Annotated in this window: 19 protein-coding genes; 9 read left to right on the top strand and 10 right to left on the bottom strand. The window is 45.1% G+C overall.

The window, feature by feature from the left end; translation table 11 throughout:
* Positions 1 to 751: 751 nt before the first annotated feature.
* Both H9L11_RS01195 and H9L11_RS01190 read left to right on the top strand, forming a co-directional pair.
* On the top strand, positions 752 to 1726 hold the full coding sequence (locus H9L11_RS01195; RefSeq protein WP_017636059.1) for a DUF1852 domain-containing protein: 975 nt from the start codon (positions 752 to 754) through the stop codon (positions 1724 to 1726).
* A 30-nt stretch (positions 1727 to 1756) separates the two neighbouring features.
* Positions 1757 to 2785 (top strand): methionine synthase, encoded by a 1029-nt coding sequence (locus H9L11_RS01190; protein WP_033905704.1) that lies wholly within the window; start codon positions 1757 to 1759, stop codon positions 2783 to 2785.
* A gap of 433 nt (positions 2786 to 3218) precedes the next feature.
* Here H9L11_RS01190 and H9L11_RS01185 read toward each other — a convergent pair whose 3' ends face one another.
* Both H9L11_RS01185 and H9L11_RS01180 read right to left on the bottom strand, forming a co-directional pair.
* Complete coding sequence (locus tag H9L11_RS01185; protein WP_205390939.1) at positions 3219 to 4238, bottom strand: DUF2955 domain-containing protein; 1020 nt, start codon at positions 4236 to 4238, stop codon at positions 3219 to 3221.
* Between the two features lie 9 nt (positions 4239 to 4247).
* Entirely contained in the window at positions 4248 to 5312 is a 1065-nt protein-coding gene (locus tag H9L11_RS01180) for an HlyD family secretion protein (protein ID WP_205390938.1), read from the bottom strand.
* Positions 5313 to 5411: 99 nt separating this feature from the next.
* Here H9L11_RS01180 and H9L11_RS01175 point away from each other — a divergent pair, with 99 nt between their 5' ends.
* On the top strand, positions 5412 to 6272 hold the full coding sequence (locus tag H9L11_RS01175; RefSeq protein ID WP_005376746.1) for a LysR family transcriptional regulator: 861 nt from the start codon (positions 5412 to 5414) through the stop codon (positions 6270 to 6272).
* Between the two features lie 150 nt (positions 6273 to 6422).
* Complete coding sequence (locus H9L11_RS01170; protein ID WP_064354153.1) at positions 6423 to 6965, top strand: isochorismatase family protein; 543 nt, start codon at positions 6423 to 6425, stop codon at positions 6963 to 6965.
* A 39-nt stretch (positions 6966 to 7004) separates the two neighbouring features.
* On the opposite strand, the gene H9L11_RS01165 is transcribed toward H9L11_RS01170, so the two are convergent.
* Positions 7005 to 7901 (bottom strand): 1-aminocyclopropane-1-carboxylate deaminase/D-cysteine desulfhydrase, encoded by an 897-nt coding sequence (locus H9L11_RS01165; protein WP_064354217.1) that lies wholly within the window; start codon positions 7899 to 7901, stop codon positions 7005 to 7007.
* Positions 7902 to 8124: 223 nt separating this feature from the next.
* On the opposite strand from H9L11_RS01165, the gene H9L11_RS01160 reads away from it, so the two are divergent.
* A complete protein-coding gene (locus tag H9L11_RS01160; protein ID WP_064354152.1) occupies positions 8125 to 9363 on the top strand; it encodes a leucine-rich repeat-containing protein kinase family protein in 1239 nt (412 codons plus the stop codon).
* Positions 9364 to 9467: 104 nt separating this feature from the next.
* On the opposite strand, the gene H9L11_RS01155 is transcribed toward H9L11_RS01160, so the two are convergent.
* Together H9L11_RS01155 and H9L11_RS01150 are read right to left on the bottom strand one after the other, a co-directional pair.
* On the bottom strand, positions 9468 to 10757 hold the full coding sequence (locus tag H9L11_RS01155; protein WP_205390937.1) for a HAMP domain-containing sensor histidine kinase: 1290 nt from the start codon (positions 10755 to 10757) through the stop codon (positions 9468 to 9470).
* Positions 10754 to 11431, bottom strand: coding sequence for a response regulator transcription factor (locus tag H9L11_RS01150; protein ID WP_005389368.1), 678 nt, complete (start codon positions 11429 to 11431; stop codon positions 10754 to 10756). Before H9L11_RS01150 ends, H9L11_RS01155 begins: the two co-directional genes overlap by 4 nt.
* Before the next feature lie 152 nt (positions 11432 to 11583).
* Here H9L11_RS01150 and H9L11_RS01145 point away from each other — a divergent pair, with 152 nt between their 5' ends.
* The 3 genes from H9L11_RS01145 to H9L11_RS01135 are packed head-to-tail and all read left to right on the top strand — an operon-like array spanning position 11584 to position 14460.
* On the top strand, positions 11584 to 12624 hold the full coding sequence (locus tag H9L11_RS01145; protein ID WP_205390936.1) for a glycosyltransferase family 2 protein: 1041 nt from the start codon (positions 11584 to 11586) through the stop codon (positions 12622 to 12624).
* A gap of 2 nt (positions 12625 to 12626) precedes the next feature.
* A complete protein-coding gene (locus H9L11_RS01140; protein WP_182016750.1) occupies positions 12627 to 14033 on the top strand; it encodes a glycosyltransferase family 39 protein in 1407 nt (468 codons plus the stop codon).
* Between the two features lie 4 nt (positions 14034 to 14037).
* Positions 14038 to 14460, top strand: coding sequence for a GtrA family protein (locus H9L11_RS01135; protein ID WP_053306596.1), 423 nt, complete (start codon positions 14038 to 14040; stop codon positions 14458 to 14460).
* Positions 14461 to 14587: 127 nt separating this feature from the next.
* Here the strand turns inward: H9L11_RS01135 and H9L11_RS01130 are convergent, their stop codons facing one another.
* From H9L11_RS01130 to H9L11_RS01110, 5 genes are all read right to left on the bottom strand, one after another.
* Entirely contained in the window at positions 14588 to 15532 is a 945-nt protein-coding gene (locus H9L11_RS01130) for a hypothetical protein (protein WP_171344315.1), read from the bottom strand.
* Positions 15533 to 15535: 3 nt separating this feature from the next.
* The gene (locus H9L11_RS01125; protein ID WP_182016748.1) at positions 15536 to 16000 is read right to left on the bottom strand and encodes a DUF2079 domain-containing protein; all 465 of its coding nucleotides are present in this window, start codon (positions 15998 to 16000) and stop codon (positions 15536 to 15538) included.
* 119 nt (positions 16001 to 16119) lie between these two features.
* On the bottom strand, positions 16120 to 17073 hold the full coding sequence (locus H9L11_RS01120) for a hypothetical protein (RefSeq protein ID WP_182016746.1): 954 nt from the start codon (positions 17071 to 17073) through the stop codon (positions 16120 to 16122).
* Between the two features lie 3 nt (positions 17074 to 17076).
* Positions 17077 to 20586, bottom strand: a complete 3510-nt coding sequence (locus H9L11_RS01115; RefSeq protein ID WP_182016744.1) for a T6SS effector BTH_I2691 family protein — start codon at positions 20584 to 20586, stop codon at positions 17077 to 17079.
* Between the two features lie 262 nt (positions 20587 to 20848).
* The gene (locus H9L11_RS01110; protein WP_025767256.1) at positions 20849 to 23182 is read right to left on the bottom strand and encodes a YgiQ family radical SAM protein; all 2334 of its coding nucleotides are present in this window, start codon (positions 23180 to 23182) and stop codon (positions 20849 to 20851) included.
* Positions 23183 to 23607: 425 nt separating this feature from the next.
* On the opposite strand from H9L11_RS01110, the gene H9L11_RS01105 reads away from it, so the two are divergent.
* The gene (locus H9L11_RS01105) at positions 23608 to 26064 is read left to right on the top strand and encodes an EAL domain-containing protein (RefSeq protein WP_158159707.1); all 2457 of its coding nucleotides are present in this window, start codon (positions 23608 to 23610) and stop codon (positions 26062 to 26064) included.
* Positions 26065 to 26099 lie beyond the last annotated feature (35 nt).

The following is a 26099-nucleotide window of genomic DNA, read 5'->3' as shown; positions in this document are numbered from 1 at the left end:
AAGTAAAGTATCGTTATGTGGTTATCTCGGGTTTATGGGTTTAATTCAAATTAAAACAGTGGCTTATGTTTTTTTGTTATTATTTTTTAGAGCTTAATGTAATAGTTTAGTGATAAAGTCCGTCAATGAAGTTGCCATGTTCGTGTATGAAGTTATATGTGCTTTTACAGCAGGAAATTAAACTTTACGTTTAAGATGGTAAAGATAGAAAAAGAAATAAATAAGATTATTAAATAATCATGTTTCGAGAATATAAAATGTAACGTACTTCTAATTAAACGAATGCTTGAATAAACGATGGAGTGTGAAAAGTGCTATTTAAGTTACGCTGCCCTATATTCCAGTTGGTGCCTTGTTCATACAATGCGTTTTCTCGGCTTAAACTGGTTTACGTACTGCTAATCTCTTATCCGTTTCTTAATTACACATATTGGCAATATGCTCGCCAAGTTACGTGTATTGGTGTCAATGAAAAACAGTATCTACGATAGCTCTCTCAGGGTTGGAACTGCCACTATGAATTTCCTTCATGTTCAATGTGAAACAATACCAATATTACTCAACTCGTGAAGCAAGTATAAAAAAAGGACTGCTCTGGTGTTAGGCACTGCGACGGTCGTTTTTTGTACGAACCGTTCGTCGTAAGTGCTGTGCAACCTAACGATTGGGAAAACCAAAAAACAAAAAATGTCCCCATGCACAGAGTTAGGAAAAGTCTGCTTTATCTAAGGAAATAGGATACCAACTCACGATGAATAACGATTTCACATTTGCTATCAAAAGCATTCGCTTTGATGAGAATTACCAACCATCAGACAACACGCGAATCACTACCAACTTTGCTAATCTGGCTCGCGGAAACTACCGTCGAGAGAATCTGCGCAATGCGCTCCGAATGATCGATAATCGTTTTAATGCGTTGGCATATTGGGATAACGCGCAAGGTGACCGCTACTCAGTTGAACTTGAAATCATCTCTGTTGATATGGATATCCAAGGTAGTGGAGAAGCATTCCCATCGATTGAAGTGCTCAAAACTAACATTGTTGACCACAACACTAACGAGCGTATCGAAGGCATTGTGGGCAACAACTTCTCTTCATACGTGCGTGATTACGACTTTAGCGTTTTGCTGTTGGACCACAACAAAAACCAGCCACAGTTCAGTATCCCAGCGAACTTCGGTGATTTGCATGGCAAACTGTTCAAAGCTTTCGTTAATTCTGAGTCTTACAAACAGCATTTCAAAAAGCTGCCAGTGATTTGTCTGAGCGTATCGGACAACAAGGTATATCGACGCACCGAAAACCAACATCCTGTTTTGGGCTTTGAATATCAGCCGAACGAATCTTCGTTGACGGAGCAGTACTTCAAAAAGATGGGCTTACAGGTGCGCTACTTTATGCCACCAAACAGTGTCGCACCATTGGCATTCTATTTCTTCGGTGACTTGCTGAACGACTACTCAAACCTAGAGCTTATCAGCACGATAAGCACGATGGAGACATTCCAGAAGATTTACCGACCTGAGATTTACAATGCCAACGCGGTTGCCGGTAATTGCTACCAGCCAAACCTAAAAAACCTAGACCACTCGCTAACTCAAATCGTTTACGACCGAGAAGAGCGCAGCCAACTGGCGATTGAACAAGGGAAATTTGCCGAGGAGCATTTCATCAAACCTTATCAATCTGTGCTTGAACAATGGTCTGCAAACTACGCGTAATCGACAACGAGAATCTAGAAAGGAATGACGATGAAAACACTATTACCGACTTCAACGGCTGGCAGCTTACCGAAACCTTCTTGGCTGGCCGAACCAGAAAAACTTTGGTCACCGTGGAAACTGCAAGGTGAAGAACTGATTGATGGCAAACGCGATGCGCTACGTGTCGCTTTGCAAGAACAAGAACTGGCAGGCGTTGATATCGTCAGTGATGGCGAGCAAACTCGCCAACATTTTGTGACGACCTTTATTGAGCATTTAAGCGGCGTAGATTTTGAAAACCGCAAAACGGTGACCATTCGCAACCGTTATGAAGCAAATGTTCCGACTGTGGTTGGCCCAGTAAGCCGCACAAAGCCCGTGTTTGTTGAAGATGCCAAGTTCTTGCGTCAGCAAACTAAGCAACCTATCAAGTGGGCGCTGCCAGGCCCTATGACGATGATCGACACACTTTATGATGATCATTACGGTAGCCGTGAAAAGCTGGCTTGGGAATTTGCGAAGATCCTCAACCAAGAAGCGAAAGAGCTTGAAGCGGAGGGTGTCGACATTATTCAATTCGATGAACCTGCGTTCAATGTGTTCTTCGATGATGTGAACGAATGGGGCATTGCGTGTTTAGAGCGTGCGATTGAAGGGCTGAAATGTGAAACTGCAGTGCACATCTGCTATGGCTACGGCATCAAAGCGAACACGGATTGGAAGCAAACGCTAGGCACTGAATGGCGACAATACGAAGAAATATTCCCTAAATTGCAGCAGTCAAATATCGATATTATCTCGCTTGAGTGTCATAACTCACGAGTGCCTATTGAGTTACTTGAGTTGATTCGCGGTAAGAAGGTGATGGTTGGTGCGATTGACGTCGCTACCAACGAAATTGAAACGCCAGAAGAAGTGGCGAACACACTGCGAGAGGCGTTGAAGTACGTTGATGCCGACAAGCTTTACCCATGTACCAACTGCGGTATGGCGCCTTTGTCTCGTGAAGTATCGACCGCTAAGCTCAATGCGTTAAGTGCGGGTGCGGAGATCATTCGTAAAGAGTTGGTGGGTTGATATTAATACTTAGGCTCCGCACCATGAACTAAAATTAGGGTCATTCTAGCGAGTTTAAATGAGACTAGGAATCGGTTTACTGCTCGCTAGGAAATGACGATAACTTTCGCACTTCAAAGCAGTCGGTGAGTAGATCCTGAATCACGCTCGTCCCTCACTGTTCAGGATGATGGATGTTGGAAGATACATTGCTCGCCATCCCTCAGGTATTAGAGCAGCTCTAAGGTAGGGTCATTCCAGCGAGTCTAGACGAGACTAGGAATCTGATTACAGCACGCTAGGAAATAGCGATAACTTTCGCACTTCAAAGCACTCGGTGGGTAGATCCTGAACCACGCTCGTTCCTCGATGTTCAGGGTGACCGTTTTAAATAAAAATGCCGCTCACAGTAAAGTGAGCGGCATACATTTCCCGTTTCCAGCCTCGGCCAGATTTAATTCAACTCTACGTTCTTAATCTCAGGATGCTTTAGCAACATCACACGAATCCAGTGATGCACCACCCACATCACCATCGCGGTGAGCAGAACCGCAACGAAAATCGAGCTGAAACGGTACAAGATCGAAAAGAACGCGTCTTTTTGTTCTGGCACCAACGAGGTCGTCAGCGGAACCGATAGGGCAGACATGGCAGAAAACGCGATAGCCGCTTTAATTTGCCCCTTGGTGAGCCACAAGCAGAATGGCCCCATTGCAATGGTAAAGGCGAGCCAAAAGAGTAGCCCATGCCCATACCAACTGCCCAATATCAGCTGAACAGCCATCCCTGCGATGCAGCCTAGTGCGGTGCCGATGATGCGAATTTTTGCCATGGCGAGCGAGCCCGCTAAAGTCATTGGGGTTAGGATGATCAAAATGGAAGCTTGTGCGGATAGCGAGTCATATAAGTCCGCTACTTGGAATACGATAAACGCAGCCATCGCCACTACCCAACCCATAGCAACTTGGCTGATGTAGTCAATATCGCTTTTTACTGGGGTCGACATCTCAAGGTGCTCGGCGGGGGATTTTGGCTCCGGGAACAACCAATACGCGAATGCGCAAACAAAAATATTGCTGAACGCCATCACCCACATGTTGACGTTGAACTCTTCAATATCCATGAAGTTATAGCTGGCAAAATTCAACACAATTGAACCCACCAACAGCCCCATGTAACCAAACAAATAGGTTTTCTGGTTCATCATTGCAATGCACTTGAACAGCATCATAATTCCGACGGCAACGGTCATTAATGTTGGATGAAACTGCAAGCATTCCAGCAAAAATGTGGCTTGTATGGTTGTCCACACCGCAGAGAAAAACACGATCAATAAAGCCGAAATATTAAAGTTGTCCATTTTGCCCAATATAAACAGCGGCATCATGATGGCAAAAAATCCGTAAGACCAACCGAAGATCATGCTTAGCGCGAGCCCTAAAGAGCAGCCGAACCAAATTCGTAAGGTTTTCATTGTCGCCGCCTAGTAAATGAAGTGGAACCAGCTTGCGAGGTGAATCTGTGCTTGCGCCATCAACTGCCAGAAAATGCTGTTGTCTGGGTACAAAACAATGGTAGCGCGAGAGCCGACAAACAGTGCTGGTGGTAACTCTTCGCTGCTGGTTAGGTTCACTCGTGTACGCTGCGCATCACGTACCCAGCGGTTGTTCACTTCCACTTTGGTCAGTGCGCCATTAGGCGTTTGTTGTGCGGCTGCTACACCGTAATCGCGGCTAGCTAAATCAAAGTCGTACACCGAACCTGGGTTGGCATCAAATGTGACCAAGGCGTGGAAAGTCTTGTCTACGTTCGCGACGGATTTTTCACGAAAATCAGCGGCTACCCAGAGTGATCCTGTTGGTACAAACGTCAGCAATGGCATGTTGGTGTTTGCCATCGTGCCAACTTCTAGTTGCAGGTTGGTCACGACACCATCACTGGGAGCGAGTACCGCGGTATTTGTCAAATCAAGTTGCGCCTTTTCGATGCCGTTTTTGGCAATTCGAACGGCGGTGCTTTGACCTTTTTGGTCGCCTAATTGCGCCTCAATGACTTTTAAGTTTTGTCGTTCCGCTTTAAGCGCTGCACGTGATACCTGATTTTGGGCAAAGGCATTATCGAGTGTCGATTGAGAGATGACTTTCTGCTTCGATAGTGTCAGTAAGCGGTTGTACTCGCGGTGTGCATTATCAAATGTCGCTCGTGCGCGGGCAATATTGGCAAGAGCGGCTTCGCGTTGAGAATACAGCGTTGCTTCTTTTTCATAGGCGGATTGCAGAGACAGCTCCGCCTGTTCAAGCGCTATCTTGTATTTACGATCATCAATCGTAAACAACACATCGCCTTTTTGAACGGACTGGTTATTCTCGATGAGAACGTCGGTCACTTTACCAGATACCTCGGGTGCGACTTGGACAACGTATCCTTGCACTCGTCCTTCGGTCGTTAAGGGGGCGTGGCGGTCAGCAATGATAATGTACAAAAATAGTACGATGAACAGGACAATCAAAGTTCGCATCCAGTGTTTGAATTTTTGGTCAGCCGTCATTACAAGTTCCGTTAAACATATTGGATAGCGAATTATAGAGAAGTCACTCACAATTCAGTAGAATGATAATACGAACATAAATGACCTAAAAATAGGACAATGAACGTTAGTTTTGATGATATTTACCTATTCACTCAGACGGTGGTTCACGGCGGTATAAGTGCAGCGGCAGAGGCGAATCAACTACAACGCTCAAAAGTGAGTCGTCGCCTGCAAGAATTAGAGAAATCGCTCGGGGTACAGCTTTTGATCCGCACAACACGCAGCATTGAGTTGACGGAGCACGGGAAACGCTTGTTTGAGTTGGTGGGGCAGCCTATTGACCATATTCAGCAAGGTTTAAATGCCATGCACGAATATCAACAAGAGCTGACGGGCAAGGTGCGTTTAGCCATTCCTTCCGCATTGATGAGCTCTGCCGCGTTTAACGCGATCATCACCGAGTACACAACGCGGTATCCGGAGATTTCGGTCGAGATTGAAAACCATCAAGAGAGTGTCGATCTTAAGCGTCAATCGTTTGATTTACAGCTTCTTCCGAGCGTGGTCAAAGTCACCGATGACAGCTATGTGCAGTTCAGTCTTTTGCCTTATCGTAGTCACTTTGTTGCGTCAAAAGCCTATCTAGAATCGCATCCGCCAGTAAAAACGGTGGAAGATCTTAAGCAGCATCGCCTTTTAACTAATCGTTACAATGCCGATTTGCTCGATTCAGATCTGCATGTGGCGTTGCGTTCGGATGACCTCAACTTGCTGCGCTCGATGGCGATAGCAGGAAACGGCATCGCGTTTATTCCTCAAATTCATTCCAAGCCTGCACTGAGAGACGGTTTGTTGGTCGAGGTGCTGCCTCAATTCGCGCATCCGAAGCAGCATCTTACTCTGATTTATCCCTCGGCCTTATTTCTGCCCAATAAAGTCAAAGCCTTGATTGAGCTAATTCGAGAGAAATTTAAATAGTCAGTTCAAACCACACTTACCTAAGGGCAAATGTGTGAGCGAAGGTCATCTTTCTAGGTTTTATTGCTCTAACATGAAAGGGTTCTGATACATTAACTGTTGCTCAACTTATTGAGTATGGTTTGTGGTCGCACAAGATAGGAGATGGAAATGTTATCGAAAGGAAACACGGGCCTGATTGTGGTGGATGTTCAGGGCAAACTCGCTACATTAATGCATGAAAGCGACGCACTGATTGAAAATATCACGAAACTGGTAAAGGGTGCCAAAGCACTAGATTTGCCTATTCTGTGGCTAGAACAGAATCGAGAAAGGTTGGGCCCAACCGCGGAGCCGATTCGTGAAGTGCTTGAAAGCACGCATTTACCTATTACCAAGTACACGTTTGATGGTTGCAAAGAGGCGACGTTTAAGGTCGCGGTGGAGAACGCGAAAGTTGATACCTGGTTGGTTTGCGGTATTGAATCCCACATTTGCGTCTATCAAACCGCGGTTTCTCTGCGCCAGTCCGGTTATCGCGTTGAATTAGTCACGGATTGTGTATCTTCCCGAACCGCTGCCAATAAAGCGCTCGCTCTTGCGAAGTTAACCGCTAACGGTGTGGTGCTCACTGGGCTAGAAATGTGTTTGTATGAAATGGTCGAAGATTGCCGAGCACCTGAATTCAAAGAAATTCTGGCGCTCATCAAATAGAGTAATCACTGGAATCAACAACAACTTTATCTGAACACGCTATTCAAATTCTCGTTGATATCTTGGCAACATCGACTCGTTGCCAAGTAACCCGCCTTGGTGAATATAAATCACCATTTTATCTGTGTTCTCTTCCAACCAAGGGGTGAGGCATTGCCACATATACGGGTCGTATAACAGGTCAAATTCGAGGTCGGTTTGCTCAAAGAGTGCTTTCCATGTGATGTAATCTTCTTCGTACAAGCGACCAAAATGGTGTTTGTTGCGGATAGTTAAAATGGTTGGGTGGCTGTTTTCACCGAGCTGGTTGAACTGCTCAGTTAAGTAATCTGCATCGCCTACGCAAGGGCAAGTTAGCACTTCAATGCCGTGTGGACTTAAATGTTTATGAAGATATAAAGACGTCGTGCCAGTGCCTGATGGCAGGGCGACCGCAAACTGCTCTTTACCTCTCAATCGCGTCCAATCAAGAATTTCTCGTGCTAACTGTTTGATGCCAGCTTCAGCGAGGTGGGAACGTCCACCTTCTGGAATAAGCAATGTCGATTCATCTAATCTTCGTACCTGGTGGATGTACTCACTAGGGTGGAGTTCGCTACCGATGTCTTGCATGGCGGTGATTTTCATACCCAAATCGAGAGCGCCGCGATAGTTTCCGATGGGGGAGCTTTTTAGCCAAGATGGAATGTGATGAACATAAAACTCAAATGCCCAATCTTTAATCTGGGCGAGAGCCGCTAGCGAGTACATGGCATTAGATTGAGCGGAGCCAAAGCTTATTAACGTGGTGATGTCGGGATTGTGCTCTTCCATTAACGTCATAAACTTACGTGCTTTGTTCCCAGAAAAGTGGGAGTGGAGCATGTCGTCACGTTTAAGGAAAAATTTGTGCCCATTAAAGCTATGTTGGGTGATAGGACTTTCTGAGAGTTTCATGTCGATGCTGACGGAATAAACCGTGTCACCTTTGCCATTTAAAAAGGGCGCGTAGTGTAACGCCATTAAACCCAGATAAAAAGTCTGGGTTTCAGTACAACCATTTCGGTTATTCCTGATGTTTTGACGCGCTTTTACTGGGGCTGTAATGCAATGGCTCGCCTTTCTGCTTCAAGCCACGTAAACTACGCCGCTTATTTCAACTCAATCAGAAGGCTTGGTTTTGCAAACTCTAGAACAATTAAAAACAGGACAATTAGTAGGAACGAAACAACTGAAGTTGGCAGAAGGGCTAACTGAGTTTCCTATGGAAATTTTAGAGCTTGCAGAAACGCTTGAAGTGTTAGATTTGTCTGGTAACGCACTGTCAGATTTACCACCAGAGTTGGAACAGTTGACCAAGCTAAAAATCATCTTTGCTTCCAACAACCAGTTCACCCATCTGCCAGAGGTCTTGGGTAAATTGCCAAACCTTGAGATGGTTGGGTTTAAAACCAACAAGATTAAAGTGGTGAGTGAAGCCTCACTACCAACTCAGTTACGTTGGTTGATTCTGACCGACAACGAGATTGAAGTTCTGCCAAACAGTCTGGGTGAAAGACCACGCCTAAGAAAGCTTGCATTGGCGGGCAATCGCATCAAACAACTGCCAAACAGCATGGAAAACTTGGTCAATTTAGAATTGATTCGTTTATCTGCGAACCAGTTAGAGCACTTCCCGGATGTGTTGATGAAGCTGCCTAAATTGGCATGGTTTGCTTTCGCAGGTAACCCATTCTGCAAACACCCATCTTCGTTAGACAGTGTGCCGAAAGTGACGACAAACAGTTACTCGCTTAATCATGTTCTTGGCCAAGGTGCGAGTGGTGTGATTTCTCATGCTAACTGGACTGACGCTCAATACGACTTCCCGAATGAAGTGGCGGTGAAAGTGTTCAAGGGCGAAGTGACCAGCGACGGCTATCCACATGATGAACTTGAAGCATGTTTGCAAGCCGGGCATCACAACAACTTGGTGAAATCCATCGCGCAAGTGGATGACGGTAATGAGCTTGCTTTGGTGATGGAGCTGATCCCAAACTGTTACTACAACTTGGGTTTGCCACCAACGTTGGAAACTTGCACCCGAGATACATTCCCACAAGGTTTTACGTTGACGGTCGAGCAAGTCAATTCCATTGTTGAGCAGATGGTGGACGTGTTTAATCACCTGCACGACAACAAGGTGTGCCATGGCGATTTGTATGCGCACAATACTTTGGTTAATGAGCAAGGTGAGATGATCTTCGGCGATTTTGGTGCGGCGAGCATTTACGGTTACTTATCGGACGAACAGCAAGCGGCAATCCGAACCATTGAATCTAGAGCGTTGAAGTACTTTATCGAAGATATGTTTTCTGTGTGTGAGGCGTCGGAATCGGCATCGCAAGCATTCAATCGACTAGCAGCGCTTGCAGCATAAGATTTCATTCAATCGAAATTAAAAAGAGGTATCGAATTGCTCGTTTGATACTTAGCAAAGTAGATACCTCTCAATTGAATTAGGCGCTGAGGAAGTTACTCTGATCAAGCCTCTTGATGCTCTGACGCAAGATTAATCACCGCCTCACAACCACCTTCTGGATGTGTACCAATCTTAAATTGCCAGCCATAGCGTTGGCACAAATCGTCCACAATCATCAAACCTAATCCGTGCCCATCAGAATGTGGAATGGTCGAAAAGCCTTCACCTTCATCGCGCACCGAGATGGTGTTTTCATCCATATTGATATGAATTGATCCCGAAGGTGTCGCAGCGATGCCGTTGCGAATCAGGTTGCCAAGAATAATGGTCAACACGGCATTGGTCGCGCGCGTTCTAGGGTTGCCGTCGATCTGTACATCAAAGCTGAGTGCTTTCTCATCCGCCTGAGCTTGGCTTTGGAAGATGATTTGGTTGAGTTCTTCTTCGGTGATGCTGCGCACTGGTGAATCATCTGCATTACGCTCGTAACGTACTAAGCCGAGTAGGGCATCCACCATGGTCGACATCTGCTGCGTTGCATCCTGAATTCGGTGCACTTGGCGGGTTTGGAAATCCGTGTTCGCACTTCTCGCCAGTAAGCTGCTTGAGCCTTTCATCACGGTTAACGGTGTACGCAGTTCATGACTCGCGTATCGTGCAAAGGCTTGCTCGCGCTTGATGACTTGGTTGATTTTGTGGCGGTACTCATTCAACTCATCCGCAAGGGTTTGGAACTCTTTGGCTGAGCCCTCAGGCACACTAAAGGTCTGCGTGGCATCGCCTTGGTGATGATCGAGTTGGATTTTAAGCGCATTGACGGGTTCAATCAGGCGCTGTGATAAACGCAGCAGCAGGCTACCAAACAGGAACACCAGCACGGCGACAATGGACAGCACCATTGCGACGACGAGAATGAATTCCTCTGAGGTGATCTCGATTTCATCAATCAAGGAAACCAGAATCACCGGATGCTCAACGCCTTTATAGGTGTAAGTGCTCATGTAAACCATGCGCGAGTATTCACCGTCTTCTACTTCATCAAGAAAGTGCTTTTGACCAATCAAGTATTTTTGGTAGCGCTCGGCAACCAATGAGATGTCGTTGTATGCGGTGGTGAGCAGGTCAAGCTGAATACTGCCTTGCTCTGGGTGGGACTGGAAATGTTCAATCGCTTCTTTTTTGTCGACCATAATACGACGCTCGCCCACGCGGTCTTCAGACCAAAGCAGGGAGCCGGTAATCAACAAAAAGCAGAAGATGCCAATCACGACCGACACAAAAGAGAAAAACAGAGCGAGTCGCCCTGTCATACTTTGTGTGCTTTGCGTGCTGGCAAGTAAGCGATTTATCATGCACCTGTCTCCAAGCGGAAGCCAACTTTCGGTACGGTGATCAGCACATGTTGTTCAAATGGCTTATCAAGTTGGTTGCGAAGTTGGTAAATGTGGCTGCGCAGAACGTCGTTGTTCGGCTCGTTCTCTTGCCAAAGTTGGAAGGCGATTTCTTCGCGTGTCACTACGTCTGGCGCGCTTTTCACAAGCATTTCCAGAATGGTGTAAGTGGTTGGGTTTAGCGCTAGCAGTTTATCTTGGCGGTAAGCTTTACGTGTTTTTTGGTCGATAGAAACTTCACCGTATTCCAACTTACTCGATGCGACAGTGCCACGGTAACGGCGGATCAGTGCCATCATACGCGCTTCTAGAATATCCAGATCGAAGGGTTTGGTCAGATAGTCATCGGCACCGTGTTGGAAGCCTTTGAGCATATCGTCACGGCTATCGAGCGCCGTCAGCATAAGTACCGGTGTGTTGTTGCCCGCGTCGCGAAGTTTATTACACATGGTCAGGCCATCCATGCGTGGCAGCATGAGGTCGAGCAAGATGATGTCGAAGGTGTTTTCCATCGCCAGCTTCAGGCCGAGCTCGCCGTTGTCTGCATAATCGAGTTCCATACCTGCACACTCAAAATAATCGAACAGCATGCCTGCGATTTCTCGATTATCTTCGACTAAAAGTACGCGTTTCATGTATTTCTCTCCAAGTGGGCGGGTTTTCGAAAATAAGACTTCGTCTTAACCGAACATTATTCACTAAGAACGTGAAAAAGATGTCAACAACATCTCTTTCACATTGATGTTTGTAGACTGGATTCATTCATCGGATTTAGTGGAAGAGTAGCATGTCAACCTTTAACATTCACTCTGCAACCTTTTCAAAGGTGAGCCAACACACTGAGCCTAAAACAGTTTTGTCTGTTGTGGTGCCATTCTTTAACGAGCAAGAAGTCTTGCTTGAATTTCATCGTCGTTTAGCCACCGTTTTGGATGAAATGCCAGAGCGTTGCGAAATCGTTTATGTGGACGACGGTAGCAAAGACGACAGCCTAATGATCGCGCAAAACTTTTCTCAATCTTCTAGCGACGTTCGTTGTATTGCACTAAGCCGTAACTTCGGCAAAGAGTCCGCCATGAGTGCGGGGCTGGAACACTGCCAAGGTGAAGCGGTGATCGTGATTGATGCTGACTTGCAAGACCCGCCGGAGTTAATCCCGCAAATGGTATCAAAATGGCGTGAAGGGTATGACGTGGTGAACATGCAGCGCAGTGAACGCCACGGCGAAACTTGGTTCAAACGCTTCTCGGCCGCTTGCTTTTACAAAGTGCTTAATAGCATGGCGAAATTGGATGTGCCGGAGAATGTGGGCGATTTCCGTCTACTGAGCGCAAAAGTGGTCAAACACATCAATGCGCTGCCAGAGCGTAACCGATACATGAAAGGCATTTTCTCTTGGCCGGGTTTCAAGCAAGTGACGGTTCAGTTTGAGCGTGACGCTCGTTTCTGTGGTGAAACCAAATGGAACTACCTCAAGCTGATTGGCCTTGCAATGGATGGCATTACCTCGTTTTCCATTCGTCCTTTGCGCTTAGCGACACTTGCTGGTGCGCTAGTGGCGTTCAGTGCCTTTATCTATGGCGCATTCATTGTGATGAAAACCGTTGTGTTTGGTGAGCCTGTCACTGGGTACCCATCCATGATGGTCGTCCAACTTGCATTGGGCGGTGTGCAACTGCTGTCGATTGGCCTTTTGGGCGAATACATTGGCCGCATTTTTGTCGAGACCAAGCAACGTCCTCTTTATCTTGTTCAGTCTGTTTACGAGCAGCCTGCAAAACATCAATCCATCCAAACCATGAAGTTTAAATTGGGAGAAACCGCGTAATCATGAGTATTAATAAAACCCATCTGTGGTTGTTGTTGGCGTTTGCTCTTTTACTCCGTCTTATTTCACTTGCCGCTTACCCTTTGATGGACACCACGGAAGCCCGCTACGGCGAAATGGCGCGCTTAATGGTGGAAACCGGCAATTGGCTTACCCCACAGTTTGATTACGGCGTGCCTTTCTGGGGGAAGCCCCCCCTGTTCACTTGGATGAGTGCTTATGGCATTGAGCTGTTTGGATTGAATGAATTTGCAGTGCGCGCACCTCATTGGTTGGCGGGGGTTGCGACAATTGTTTTTGTTGCTTTCATGGCGCATCGCGCAGGCTTTAATGCTGTCATCGCAGCGTTGGTATTGGCGACGTGTGGCATCTTTTCAATCGCGGCGGGCGCGGTGATGACAGACATGGCACTGACGTTGGCAATGACCATGGCGATGGTCGGTTTTTACTATTGCTGGCTTGGTAAAGACAAACACGACCGATTGTGGGGTTACCTCGGTTTCTTTGGCTTGGCTTGTGGGCTGTTAGCAAAAGGTCCAGTGGCGATCGTGATCATGGGCATCGCAGTATTTCCTTGGCTCGTGATTCAGCATGGTTTCTTTGGTGCCTTCAAAGCCTTGTGGCAGCGTTTTCCAATTGTGTCGGGGTTGGCGCTCATGCTGGCGATTGCTCTACCGTGGTACATCATGGCAGAAATGGCGACGCCTGGATTTATTGATTACTTCATTGTTGGCGAGCACTTTAAGCGTTTTGTTGTCAGCGGTTGGGAAGGGGACCTGTATGGCTCTGCTCATGATCAACCACGTGGGATGATCTGGGTATTCTGGCTGCAGTCGGCTGCGCCTTGGTCAATCGTATTGCCTATCTTGGCGTGGAAACGTCGTAAGGTGCTCAAAGCCATTGAAACCGATCATCAAGGTCTATTTAGCTTCCTGATGTGTTGGCTGATTTCACCAATGATCTTGTTCACCATGGCTGGGAATATTTTGCCTGCTTACGTGCTACCGGGTGTGCCTGCATTGGGTATCTTGATTGCAATGCTGGTGGATAAACACGATTTCAAATGGCTGACCGGAACGGCAGCGGTGTTGCCAGCCCTGCTTATGATTGCGATGTTGGTTTTGAATATGGGCAAAGCAGATAGCCGCAGCGACCGCATAATCTTCGCGCAAATTAATGATAATGCTCCGGTCTTCTACATTGGTAAGCGCCCGTTTTCAGGCCAGTTCTATAGTCATGGTCAGGCGAAAAAGCTTAAACATAAGAATGACTTAAACAATCTGAAGAAATTCCACCTGATTGGTAAATCGCAGCAAGTGGATAGCATGATTCATGAAAATGCGTTGAGTTGTACCAACGAGTTCACAGCAAAATCGAAACGCTCACTCTACACCTGTGTGGTTGGATAGCGGAATGCGCAAATTACCAAAGTTTGCTTCGTCAGAAAGGTATGCTTCGTTAACAAGGTTTGCTCTGGTAGGTGGTGTCGGCTTTATGGTCGACACCCTTATCTTTTCTGTGTTGTTCCATTGGTTTGGTCTGGATCTGATGTTGGCTCGTGGGATAGCATTTTTATTTGCGGCAACCACGACTTGGCTTGGTAATCGTTGGCTGACTTTCTCTCAAGCAGAAAAAACCAACCCTTTCGCTCAATGGAAAAAGTCTATGATGAGTGCCTGTATCAGTGCTTTGCCGAATTTTATTGTGTTTAAAGGCGTAACGCTCGCGCTAGGAACGCAAGGAATGATGGTCTATTTGGCTTTGAGCTTAGGCATATTGGCAGGCATGATGAGTAATTATTTGCTCAGTGCAAAATGGGTGTTTAGTAGAGGATAGAAAGGTTCGGGCTTACTCTCCTATCCTCGAGTTAAAAATTCGTTATTTGAACCAATTTTTCTTTTTGTACATCAGAGTAAACCTAAAGCTTTTCATGGGGGATGTAAAAAGGTAAATAAGCCAAGGTTTATACCTTGGCTGCCGTTAGTTCAGATTTTGATTGTTCGATTTCAGATTCCGTTTGCCACTTGCCGTTGTAAAGGTATTCACGCTCAGGAAGTGGGGCATTTGACGCCCTTAAATCAAATACCTCTTCGGTTTGATATTCTCTACTACAAACTGGAATACTAAAGAGCCTTGATTCTGGCTTTGCTTCAAACAGCTTTTTATGATCATCGACCTCTTTACAATCCAGTTTGTAGACCTCTGACAGTTGCGTGACCATGGATTCTAAATCCGCTTCAGTTTTAAAGAAAACATAACAATCTGATCTATCTTGTGAGCGAAAGATAGTCTTATGAGCAGTATCTCGATATCTGCATATGTCATGCTTAAAATAGAACTGGATCACTTTCCTTTTTTTATTGTAGTCCGCAAACAGCCAATCCTCACGCTCTCCGATTCTCACTTCTGTTGGTTCATCTGGTTGGCGTTTAAGCATTTTAAAGGAGACTAATATAAAAGCACCTGCACCTGCTAACGCCATCGGGCCAACCATCGCTACCATCACCACACATACCACTGCACCTATCCAGCCAACGGCTTGCATGGCGGTATTCACCCACTTAGGCATGTTGCGACGTTTCTTCATCACAAAGCCTTTGTCAGAAAAAATATAGTCATAGCGATAGTCGAGGCCAATCGTAAGGTAAAAGGCTCCAGACACCATCACCGATAAAATAAAAGAAAAAATAGTTACGTCAACCGTGTCACTCGTATGTATAAACAAAGTTAATAGGAATGGGGCGATCACAAATGGAAACGCAAAAAGTTTAAAGTAATAGCGAAATGGTTCCTCTACATCATACTTATGCCATGTTCTGACGTTATCGCCTGCGAGTATTTCTTGCTCTTGTGCCTCTTGATAAACTGCCAACTCTTCTGGGGTGACGTAAAATGGTGAATATGCCAAGAACTAATCCTTATTTATAAGTGGATAAAGATTATCCGAGTCTTCTAGTTGCTGTAATGTTTTTGGTGTGATGCAAAGAGATTCTTCTCTAGCAAACTTAGTTGCGAAGAATGGTAGGTAGCCTTCGGGGGAACGAGAGCACTCTTTCAGTCCAGCATTGTCATATCGTGTTTGATAAATCCAAGGGGTAATTAGAGTCAATACGATAGAAACAGCAAGAGAACCTAAGATCAAATATTGTAAGCCGTTTCCATATACTTGATCCCAGCGTTTCTTTTTAAATGCAAAAAACAAAGCACTGATTAACCCTCCAAGTAATACGAAGCCAAATGGAATCATCGCTAAGTCAAACCTTGAGTAAACCGCAACGTCTCCAATTTGGGAAGTTAGCGCTGAGATTTTTTGATATCCAAAGTAAAAACAGAAGCTCGTTAAGCCAGCAAGGAGCAATAAACCACTTAAATACATAAATTGACTAACCAGAAGTTTAGGCTTGGTTTGTGTACCTCATGTTTTTGCATTCTCAAAAACATAAGGTACGGGGGCAGGTTGATACCTGGAGCCCTTTTTGTAGTGCTTGTTGTGAACTATAAAACGGAAGTAGCTTGCTGTTCACCTGCCGCTTTTAAGCGTTCGATTTCAGATTCCGTTTGCCACTTGCCGTTGTAAATACGTCGCCATTCAGGAAGTGGGGCGTTTTTAGCTCTCAGGTCAAAGGTATCGGCTACCGGAAATTCAAGGCTGCGAGAAGGGATATCTTCAATTCGAGGTTCAGGTCTTCCTTCAAAAAACGCTTTATGGTCTGGAAAATCAATACATTCAATGTCGTATTTGTTTGAAAGGGTCTCTAGCATTGCATCTAGGTCTTGAACAGTCCTAAAGAATATGTAGCTATAACCACGAGTTTGAGCTCTGAAGATGGTATGCTTCTCTAGGCTCCATTTAGAACACTCGTCATACTTGTGGTAGAAGCGAATCACTTTACGCTTTTTGTTGTAGTAGGCGAACAGCCAATCTTCTGTCTCTGCTACTCGAACTTCCGTAGGTTCGTCAGGCTGACGATTTAGCATACGAAATGAAACCAGTATAAACCCTCCAGCACCGACAAGAACCATGGGCCCAGCAATACCTACCATTACTACACAAACTATAGCACCAACCCAGCCCATGACCTGCGTTGCTGAGTTTACCCAATTAGGTAAATCACGTCGCTTTTTTATCACTAAGCCGTTGTCGGACAAGGTGTAGTCATAGCGATTGTCTAAACCAAAAGTCAAATAGGACACTCCAGACATGATTATCGTCAGACCCGATAAAATGTAAGTTAAGATCATTTCACTACTATCATGTAGGAAATAGGTAAGGAAAAATAATGGGCTAACTGCGGCTATAGCAATCGATAAATATAAGTATCGAAAAGGTTCCTCAATATCGTGCTTGTGCCAGGTTGCAAGATCTTTCCCCTTTAGAATTTGTTGCTCTTGTTCTTCTTGGTAGGCCGAAAGTTCGTCTGGCGTGATGTAAAAAGGTAAATAAGCCAAGGGTTACTCCTGTAAGCTAAGTTCACTAGCATCAGAAGTTAATGAACTTCTGATCGTTGCTTGTTTAGTATTGTCTGAAATCGCCGTATAAGTTGCACGCTGTTTTGCATTATTTTGGAACCAGTACTTACGGCTTAATTCGTTTTTATCATCAAGGATGTATTCAATCTCAAATGCTAGATAGTTAGCTGAGTCTTTCATTGGTAAAGTTAATTTATAGACGCTTTGAGAATCTGAGGAATCCGTTGAACTATTCAACGTTTCTAGATTTACTCCAGTGTACCAAGCTCCCGACATCAGTCCCTCCTCTGTTACAGAAGTATTTGTCCGAAGTTTTATGCCATCTCTTGCATTATTGGTGGGAACTTGGATATGTAGCTCAATACCAAACAATTCTTGTTTTGCTGCTGGGTACTGTGTTGATGAATTCGGAACGGTACGCATCATTGGTGTTTGGCAGATTAAAGGTTTATCCATTATGGTTTTTAACTCAAAAAGGGCCTCTTGTACTAAAGAAGAATTATGCTTTTCTCTCTTTACCAAGCTTGAGGATTGACTCCAACGTGCTTTATCTGGGTGATAGCCCCAAGGAAGTTTATCTAACCATTTTTGATAATCGTCTTGTTTAAGTTTACTCATGATATGATTACTAAGAAGGTAAACCGCAGTGAGTCCCATAATGACAAACATTACTGGTCCTCCAAAGAGAACGTTTGCCGACCATATACCTGTTATTCCACCAATGGCCTGAAAGGCACCAACGACCGTTAATCCGACCAACGAAGAAAAGTTAAAATACCCAGCGATTCTTGCATCTCTTTCTAGGTCATCGATGCTATTTAAAACACGATAAGCCTCTATTCCTGACGCTAGTGCACCTATGATCCCAGTAACTGCAAGCCATTTATTGAAGGTTTTTATGTCGTCTATTATTAGGTGCTCGAAACCATCGGCTTGATCTGCAATTAGCTTTTTAAGCCTTATCCGTGAGTGTGCTCTGAGTTGGGCTTCACCTTTCACGCTATCCCATAGCTTACCGGTGCGAATTCCCGTCCAAGCGTTTACTGTATAAAAAAGCTTTTGCTGAATATCCAAAAATTCATCTGAGGACATTAACCCCGTGTCTTGGATACTACTCATGGCATCACCAAGCGCGATGCAGTTGAATATTAGTGCTAAAAAGCCTAGGCCACCTGCATTCTCGAACAGTTTATTCAAATCATCGAGCTTATTCATAGCGATCCGAGTTCTAAGCTCGACGGTTCTTTGCGGTAGATCATCGGGTAATTCAATATATTGTGGGTACTCCAATGTAGTTACAGCGAGTGCCTTCTTAATTCTCTTTTTATTTTTTAAAGCTGTTGTGTATTTAGAGTCGGCTTTGCGGTTGTTTTTCTGGAAGTCAGCAATGACCGCATCGTTTTTCTTGAGCTCACTTAGGTAATCATTTACGCGTGTTTTCCATTTTTTAAAATCGCGAGCGTAGCTTTCATTTACAGTCACCGGCATATTGTGTGCCATATGCTCTGCAATAACGGCTAACAAATAATAGCTCTGACGGTTCAGAGGTTTAGCGAAAACAGGCATCAGTAAAATCGATGCTTGTGAAGTCATGCTAACGCCAAACTCTAAAACTCCTTTTGCAAGTGCACCTATTGCAGATTTAAAGATAATGTCCAGCTCTTGGAAACCTTTGGCGATATCCTTGAGAAAGTCCGTTTCCGCAGTGTTTGGGTTGGAAACAAAGTCCATGATCTTAGAGTACATATTCACGCGGTTGCTTGTATCAGATATCTGGTCCATCAACTGATTATCAGGTTCAGGATTGTCTGAGACGATCGACTGTTCATCAAGCGCCTCTGTAATATTCTTCTCCATCACTTTAAATAAACTACGACTAAACCCTGAGGCATAGAGAGCAAGTAAACTGGTTGGTTTTTCCCATTGGCTTTCAGCCCACTGTCGGTCTTCTTCTTGCATCACCAGAGTAAATGACTCAACGGCTTGCTTGTGCAGTTGATACAAGCTGTACTGCGTGTCTTCGCTGTATAGGTCGAAGGTTCTCTCAAGATGATGAGGTGTCAAAGATTCCATTACAGCAATAAAGTCGCGTTTGACCGAAACCACTTGGGCTAGCATGGTTTCTTTTTGTTCTGACAGCTCTTGCATCTCGCTCAGCATTTGCTTCCAGTTGAGCTGCTGACGCCAGCGTTCAGTCGCTATCCATTGTTCGTATTTACCAAAACGGCTCGCAGAAATTCGATATTTGTCCTGTATCGCTTTAGCAATGTCACTTTGGGTATGTTGGTGTGATTCAATCGCTCCAGCGGAAAATTTAGCAGGATAGCCGGACTGAACTGAGCTTTTGTTCTGCTCTGCCAAATTAAGTTGGTGAGAGGAGTCATAATAGTCAGCCATGTCGGTATAAAACGACAGCTCTTCGCCGTTACGCTTAACGCTAGCTGGCATGTCTATCTCGTCACTTGATCCAAACATACACAGTTGCATGGCAGTCTGCATCAAGTTCCACTGGTTTGAAAACTGGTCAGTGAAAAGGCGGTAAGGGCTTGCGGCACCAACAAAATGCAGTGACATATCTTGAATGTCTGCGGCGTAATCTTTTATCGCGACGAAGTAGCCTGATTCTTCTTCTGGAATCGCAGAGGTTAAATCGCTTTCGACTGCGACAGGTTTAAAGACAGAACCATCTTCATCTGCTTTGGTGGCGATGCCAGAATCCGCAAAGCGACCATCATCGACGGCAGAAGATTCAATATCAGCGACTTGGGTTAACTTATCTATTGGTGCAATGTTGTGCTGATTCTCGTTTGAGGACAGAACAATGGTTTGCATGCGATCGATATGATTACTCGGATTGTTAAGTACGCGCATGAACGTGTGCCATGTCCACCGGTGCTCAGAGAAGCAAATTGATAGTACGCTTCCGTTGACGTAAGTAAGGAAGGGCTTTGCATCTTGTGGTGTCCCACGCTGCTCTGATTTTGGGCTTTCTGATTCTCCCAACTTATAGAGCGTGAATTGCGTTCCTTTGATTTCGTATTCGTCTAAGCTTTTGTTGATTGCATCATACACATACAGCCAACCGTCGCGCAGTTGACGCAGGGTGTAACCAACGGTATTGAGTTTGGCTGGGCCTTGGCCTTTCCATTCTTCAGGCAAACCAAAAGGTTGTGTCTCTTCTGTTTCTAGCTGATCGATGGCATAGCGGACTGGGATAAAGTGCGCAGGTGATGCTTCCGTTGCTTCCTTCTCAGTTTTTAAATTGAGAGGCTCTGGTTCAGACGGCGGTGGCGGATCGATTTTTTTTGTTTCTCCCTCCCAAAACATACTGCGCTCTGGGGGTGAGCCAGCAAGATCATCGGATTCCGTGGTTGGAACGATATTCAGCGATTTCAGTGTACCATCGCTTTCAAATGCCTGAACGGCCTCCTCATAGGTATAGCTGTTGTCATACCAGAACATAGAAGTTTTTGGGGGAAGTGGATTATTCATCGTTAGCCCATGTTTAAGAGTTTTATTCTATTACGCAAATATCGCACCAAAATAAAGCAATTAAAAATCAATGAGTTAGATTTTTATGGTTTTGCTTCAATCAAATAATTGTTTGTTTTTCCAATAAGTTGGTTGGTGTTTACCATTTTTTGTATTGATTGAATCAAAGTTTGAGTTGTGAGTGATGCCTCAATGAGCCGACAAAACAAAAGGGCTCCAGAGTTAACTCTGGAGCCCTTTCTAGTATTTAAGCTCTAAATAATTAGCGACGCTTTGGTTTACGTTGACCAGCTGGTTTGCCTTGTCCTTGCGGGCGACCTTGGCCTTGCGGCTTGCTACCTGCCGGGCGGTTTGCACCGTTGCCGCTAGGACGTTGGCCGTTGCTTGCAGGGCGTTGACCACCTGTAGCTTTGCCAGAACCGTTACGGTTACCAGATGGCTTACCATCTTTTGAACCGCTTTCAGAGCGTTTGTTCAAATGACCACCGAAGCCTGGTTGATTTTTGGTATGTTTGGTTGCAAAGCGGTTTGCCCCGTGACGACCAGATTTACGACGTTGCGCAGGTGTTTGTGCTTCAATGTCTTCTGCAGGAACGAGACAGCCTTGTTTGTCACCAATCAAATGTTTTTTACCCATACTGACTAGGGCTTCACGGATCATTGGCCAGTTTGCTGGATCGTGGTAACGCAACAGCGCTTTATGTAGGCGACGTTGACGTTCACCTTTTGCTACAGGTACATCTTCACGTTTTTTGTACTTCACGCGTTTCAGAGGGTTTGTCTCTGAGTAGTACATCGACGTTGCGTTACACATTGGCGAAGGGTAGAAGTTTTGTACTTGGTCACATTCGAAGTTGTTCTTTTTCAGCCACAGAGCAAGGTTCAGCATGTCTTCGTCTTCTGTGCCTGGGTGCGCAGAGATAAAATAAGGGATTAAGTACTGCTTCTTGCCTGCTTCTGCACTGTATTTCTCGAACATCTCTTTAAAGCGATCGTACGTACCCATGCCTGGCTTCATCATTAGATCAAGAGGACCTTTCTCTGTATGTTCCGGTGCAATCTTCAAGTAACCGCCTACGTGGTGAGTCACGAGCTCTTTCACGTATTCTGGTGATTCAATCGCAAGGTCGTAACGTACGCCAGATGCAACCATCACTTTCTTCACGCCTTCAACTTTACGCGCTTCGCGGTATAAATCGATCGTGTGTTTGTGGTCTGTGTTTAGCTTGTTACAGATGCCCGGGAATACACAAGAAGGACGACGACAGTTCGCTTCCGCTTTTGGATCTTTACAGCCCAGGCGGTACATGTTTGCAGTCGGGCCACCAAGATCGGAAATTGTGCCGGTAAAGCCCGGAACTTTGTCGCGAATTTCTTCAATCTCGTTGATGATAGACTCTTTCGAACGGTTTTGAATGATTCGACCTTCATGCTCGGTAATCGAACAGAAAGAACAGCCACCAAAGCAACCACGCATGATGTTCACAGACGTCTTGATCATGTCGTACGCAGGAATTTTTGCTTTCCCGTACATAGGGTGAGGGACACGCGCGTAAGGCAGGCCAAACACAAAGTCCATCTCTTCGGTCGTCAATGGAATTGGAGCTTGGTTTACCCAAAGTTCACGATCACCATGGCTTTGAAGTAACGCTCGACCAGAGTACGGGTTCGTTTCTAGATGCAATACACGGCTTGCATGCGCATAAAGAATGCGATCGTTTCTTAGCTTTTCAAACGAAGGTAAACGGACCGCAGTCGTCGCAGCATCGTGGCGTGATGGGCGAATCGTGATTGGTTGTGCAACTGGCTCGTCTTTTTTAGTTTCACACTGAGTTTCTACTTCGTATGGGTTCTTTGGTACGAACGCTTCTTTACGAGGTTTTTCAATGCGAGAAGAATCAATAACCGTGTAGCCTTCTGGCGCCGCTGGCAAGTTCACGGCAGTACCACGAATATTGGTCATGGTGCTGATGTCTTCGCCGTTTGCGATGCGATGTGCTACTTCGACAAGTGCGCGCTCTGCGTTACCAAAAAGTAGGATGTCTGCTTTTGCATCAAACAGTACAGAACGGCGAACTTTATCTGACCAGTAATCGTAGTGCGCCACACGGCGTAGGCTAGCTTCGATACCACCTAAAACAATAGGTACTTCTTTGTATGCCTCACGACAACGCTGAGAGTAAACCAAAGTCGCGCGGTCTGGGCGTTTACCACCTTCGTTATTCGGTGTGTACGCGTCATCGTGACGAAGCTTTTTATCCGCAGTGTAACGGTTGATCATGGAGTCCATGTTACCCGCAGTGATCCCGAAGAACAGATTTGGCTTACCAAGTTGCATGAACGCATCTTTATTTTGCCATTCTGGTTGAGCAATGATACCGACACGGAAACCTTGTGCTTCTAGCAGGCGGCCAATGATAGCCATACCAAAGCTCGGGTGATCCACATAAGCGTCACCGGTTACAATGATAATGTCACAGCTATCCCATCCTAGGGCATCCATTTCTTTGCGACTGGTCGGCAAGAAAGGTGCCGTACCAAAACACTCTGCCCAGTATTTTTTGTACTCATGAATAGGAGTGATGTTATTGGTCATATTTTGCTCTCTGTTCCAGGGAGCGCGAATTATAGCGATTTGATTATCAGGTATCTATAACAAACTCATCTATTCAAGCTTAGTTCATCGAGTTTTATTTGGTTTGTAAAAATATCAATGCTCTATCGGCGATTTTCTGTCTAATTTCACCTTGAAAGCCTCATGGTTATAGATCGGTTCATGAAAAATGTCGCAATCTTAATACAAAGCATAAGCAATGGTGTGCTTATATGGGGTAAAGCCTATAATCAAATTAGTGCATATTAAATGCAAAAGGCTGAGCTGCTCTGGAAATAGTTCTAAGTCGATAGGCTTATCGTTGACACAATCCATCTATAAAGAGGATCGGCAGGTCCCAACTGGAATGTCGCGAATTGACTGTGAATTTTGAGCCTTGGGCTAATTACAAAAAAAGGGGCTAGGGTATGAGTGAATCTACGACAACAGTGCATCCAAAAATGCAAACGACTTCCAGTCTAACTCCTGTTATAGAGTGGTCTTACGATATTGATACTCGCGAGTTCGAATGTGATCAGCAAGGAATGGCAAAGGCATTTGGGATAAGTACGCCAGTAACCAGCCTAAATAACTTGTTTGATCATATGCTGATGGGGCAACAAGAAACGCTAAAACAACGAATTCTAGAAGTGGAACTCTTTGGCGGACGGGGGCGGTTTTCTTGTTGCATGATGCTAAAAAACGTTAACTTAGTGCACGTTACTATTAGTTTTGAAAGGCTCAATAAGCGCATTATCCAAGGCACTATCATTCCACAATTAACAATCACTGGTTGCGAGGAGTTAGCGAAAATTCTCGAAACGATTTTTGATTTGCCAAATGTAGGCGTTTTAGTTGCCGATGAAGATACGCGCATCTTAGGTTGTAACCGTGCCTTTGAGTTGCAAATGGGCTATCAAAACCGAGATCTGGTTGGGCTTAAAACTCATATATTCAGTACCTCTCACCATAGCCAAGCGTTTTATGATCAGCTGTGGCAGCAAATTAATGATGAAGGATGTTGGTGTGGTAACTTGCTGAGCAAAACAGCAAACGGTAGCAACCAAGCTCATCATCTTTGTATTTACCGACTTACGTTTCATTCTGGACGAATTCTTTATCTCGGATTTTCTACGGATATTTCTGCTTCGTTGTTGTGGATGAAAAATCGTTGTGAACAACAGCATGATTGGGCTGCCTTTTTACCGACGAGGAAAGAATTTGAACTCCAATTAGCAACCTTAGCGAATGAAAGCAGAAATAAAGAACTCAACATTGTTATGACACTCAGACCCAAGTTTTCGGAGAGATACTTGCTTGAACAGCAATTAGGTTTTGCAGATTTTATTATGCGAAGTCGCTACACCAGTATTGCGGGGCAGTTATCTCGGGATGTGTTTGTCGTATGCTTGCAGACCCCTCATTGTCAATGGTTGAGCCCGGTTCGTTTGATCCAAATTGCCATGAAAGGGTTCTTTAATGAGCTTAGAAATGAAATGGGCACAAAAATGCATGCCACTATCGTTAAAGGCCAAACTGGTGTGTCAATCCTTGGCTATGATACGAACCGACCAAGACAAGCGCTAGCACATGCAGCGCAAGCGATGTTGTCCTCTATTTCCGGTGAAGGCAGCTATTTCAACTTTTACGACAGTGAACTTCACTCTGAATTAGTGAAGCGCCAACATCTCGAGGCGTTTTTGGAGGCGCAAATAGAGAGTGGGCTAGTGGACGTTTACTTTCAACCGATTATCGACGTTCAAACCGGAAGAGTGGTTAAGTTCGAGGCTCTCGCACGCTTCTATGATGAAAATGATGCGTATTGTACGCAAAAGATGATCGCTATTATTGAAGATCTAGAACTCATAGCGGCACTTGATGATGTGGTCTGCCAAGCTGCGTTGAAGCACTTTCCGCGCTTACAAGAAATTTATGGCGAGGAAGTGGGCGTGACCATCAATCGCTCCCTCAATACGAAATTGGATTCTCTTCAGATCCTTCAGCGGTCGCATGATTTGATTAAAGCCAGTGGTGTAGACCCTAAGCGAGTAACTATCGAGCTAACAGAAACCGCGTATTTTGAACAAGATGAGGAGCATACTCGAGCTCTAGAGGAAGTGCGGAAAGAGGGCATTGAGATCGCGATTGATGACTTCGGTACTGGGTATTCTTCTTTTTCTTATCTAGAAAAAGGGCAGTTTGATTTACTGAAAATAGACCGAAAATTCGTCAAGAACATTCATAAAGGGAGCACTAGCTATAACATTGTGAAAATGGTCACCGAGCTTGCACAGCAAATGAATGTAAAAGTGGTTGCTGAAGGCGTGGAATCTAAGCAAGAACTTCAAGTATTGGCAGAAATCGGTGTCGATTACATGCAGGGCTTTCTATTTTCTGCTGCCGTGCCTGTCGATTTGATGGATAAAGCGGACAGTTATGAGCATCTGTTCTCTGACATCGCGATTGAGTCTAAGCAAAGTGATGTGTTGCAATCTTTGAGCCATGAACAAGTCAGGTCTATGGACCCTGGAGAACCGCTCTCCTTGGCAGTGGAGTACATGAATTTGAATCCAAGCTCGCCTTTAGTTGTTCTCAATGAAAATCGTTGTGTTGGGTTAATTACGAAAGAGACGGTGAATTTACACCTAACGCCTTCGATGGGAACAGAGCGAGAAACTGAACGAGAAAGCCGAATTTGGAAACGTCCTGTTAATCAGATAATGAGCACCGAATTTGTGTTGGTTGATGAGGATTTACCTGTCTCTGTTATTCGAGAGTTGGTTAAAACCGGGATTCGTTTCCCTTGGGTACTGTGTAATACCAAAGAAGAGTACCGTGGAGTTTTAACGCAGGAAGACGCGTTGAAGTATCTTGCTTCTCTGTGAATAAAATTGTCTTACCGTTTTAGCTCATTTGGGGG

The organism is Vibrio sp. sp1, assembly GCF_016920955.1.
Taxonomy (GTDB): Bacteria; Pseudomonadota; Gammaproteobacteria; order Enterobacterales; family Vibrionaceae; genus Vibrio; species Vibrio alginolyticus.
The sequence above is the reverse complement of the archived record's forward strand: the minus strand, read 5'-3'. Positions and strand labels throughout refer to the sequence as shown.

What these genes read in the sequence shown, in the direction of transcription:
- H9L11_RS01195 (WP_017636059.1), top strand. Translation starts at nt 752, where the DNA reads ATGAATAACGATTTCACATTTGCTATCAAAAGCATTCGCTTTGATGAG.
- H9L11_RS01190 (WP_033905704.1), top strand. Translation starts at nt 1,757, where the DNA reads ATGAAAACACTATTACCGACTTCAACGGCTGGCAGCTTACCGAAACCT.
- H9L11_RS01185 (WP_205390939.1), bottom strand. Translation starts at nt 4,238, where the DNA reads ATGAAAACCTTACGAATTTGGTTCGGCTGCTCTTTAGGGCTCGCGCTA.
- H9L11_RS01180 (WP_205390938.1), bottom strand. Translation starts at nt 5,312, where the DNA reads ATGACGGCTGACCAAAAATTCAAACACTGGATGCGAACTTTGATTGTC.
- H9L11_RS01175 (WP_005376746.1), top strand. Translation starts at nt 5,412, where the DNA reads ATGAACGTTAGTTTTGATGATATTTACCTATTCACTCAGACGGTGGTT.
- H9L11_RS01170 (WP_064354153.1), top strand. Translation starts at nt 6,423, where the DNA reads ATGTTATCGAAAGGAAACACGGGCCTGATTGTGGTGGATGTTCAGGGC.
- H9L11_RS01165 (WP_064354217.1), bottom strand. Translation starts at nt 7,901, where the DNA reads ATGAAACTCTCAGAAAGTCCTATCACCCAACATAGCTTTAATGGGCAC.
- H9L11_RS01155 (WP_205390937.1), bottom strand. Translation starts at nt 10,757, where the DNA reads ATGATAAATCGCTTACTTGCCAGCACGCAAAGCACACAAAGTATGACA.
- H9L11_RS01150 (WP_005389368.1), bottom strand. Translation starts at nt 11,431, where the DNA reads ATGAAACGCGTACTTTTAGTCGAAGATAATCGAGAAATCGCAGGCATG.
- H9L11_RS01145 (WP_205390936.1), top strand. Translation starts at nt 11,584, where the DNA reads ATGTCAACCTTTAACATTCACTCTGCAACCTTTTCAAAGGTGAGCCAA.
- H9L11_RS01140 (WP_182016750.1), top strand. Translation starts at nt 12,627, where the DNA reads ATGAGTATTAATAAAACCCATCTGTGGTTGTTGTTGGCGTTTGCTCTT.
- H9L11_RS01135 (WP_053306596.1), top strand. Translation starts at nt 14,038, where the DNA reads ATGCGCAAATTACCAAAGTTTGCTTCGTCAGAAAGGTATGCTTCGTTA.
- H9L11_RS01125 (WP_182016748.1), bottom strand. Translation starts at nt 16,000, where the DNA reads ATGTATTTAAGTGGTTTATTGCTCCTTGCTGGCTTAACGAGCTTCTGT.
- H9L11_RS01115 (WP_182016744.1), bottom strand. Translation starts at nt 20,586, where the DNA reads ATGAATAATCCACTTCCCCCAAAAACTTCTATGTTCTGGTATGACAAC.
- H9L11_RS01110 (WP_025767256.1), bottom strand. Translation starts at nt 23,182, where the DNA reads ATGACCAATAACATCACTCCTATTCATGAGTACAAAAAATACTGGGCA.
- H9L11_RS01105 (WP_158159707.1), top strand. Translation starts at nt 23,608, where the DNA reads ATGAGTGAATCTACGACAACAGTGCATCCAAAAATGCAAACGACTTCC.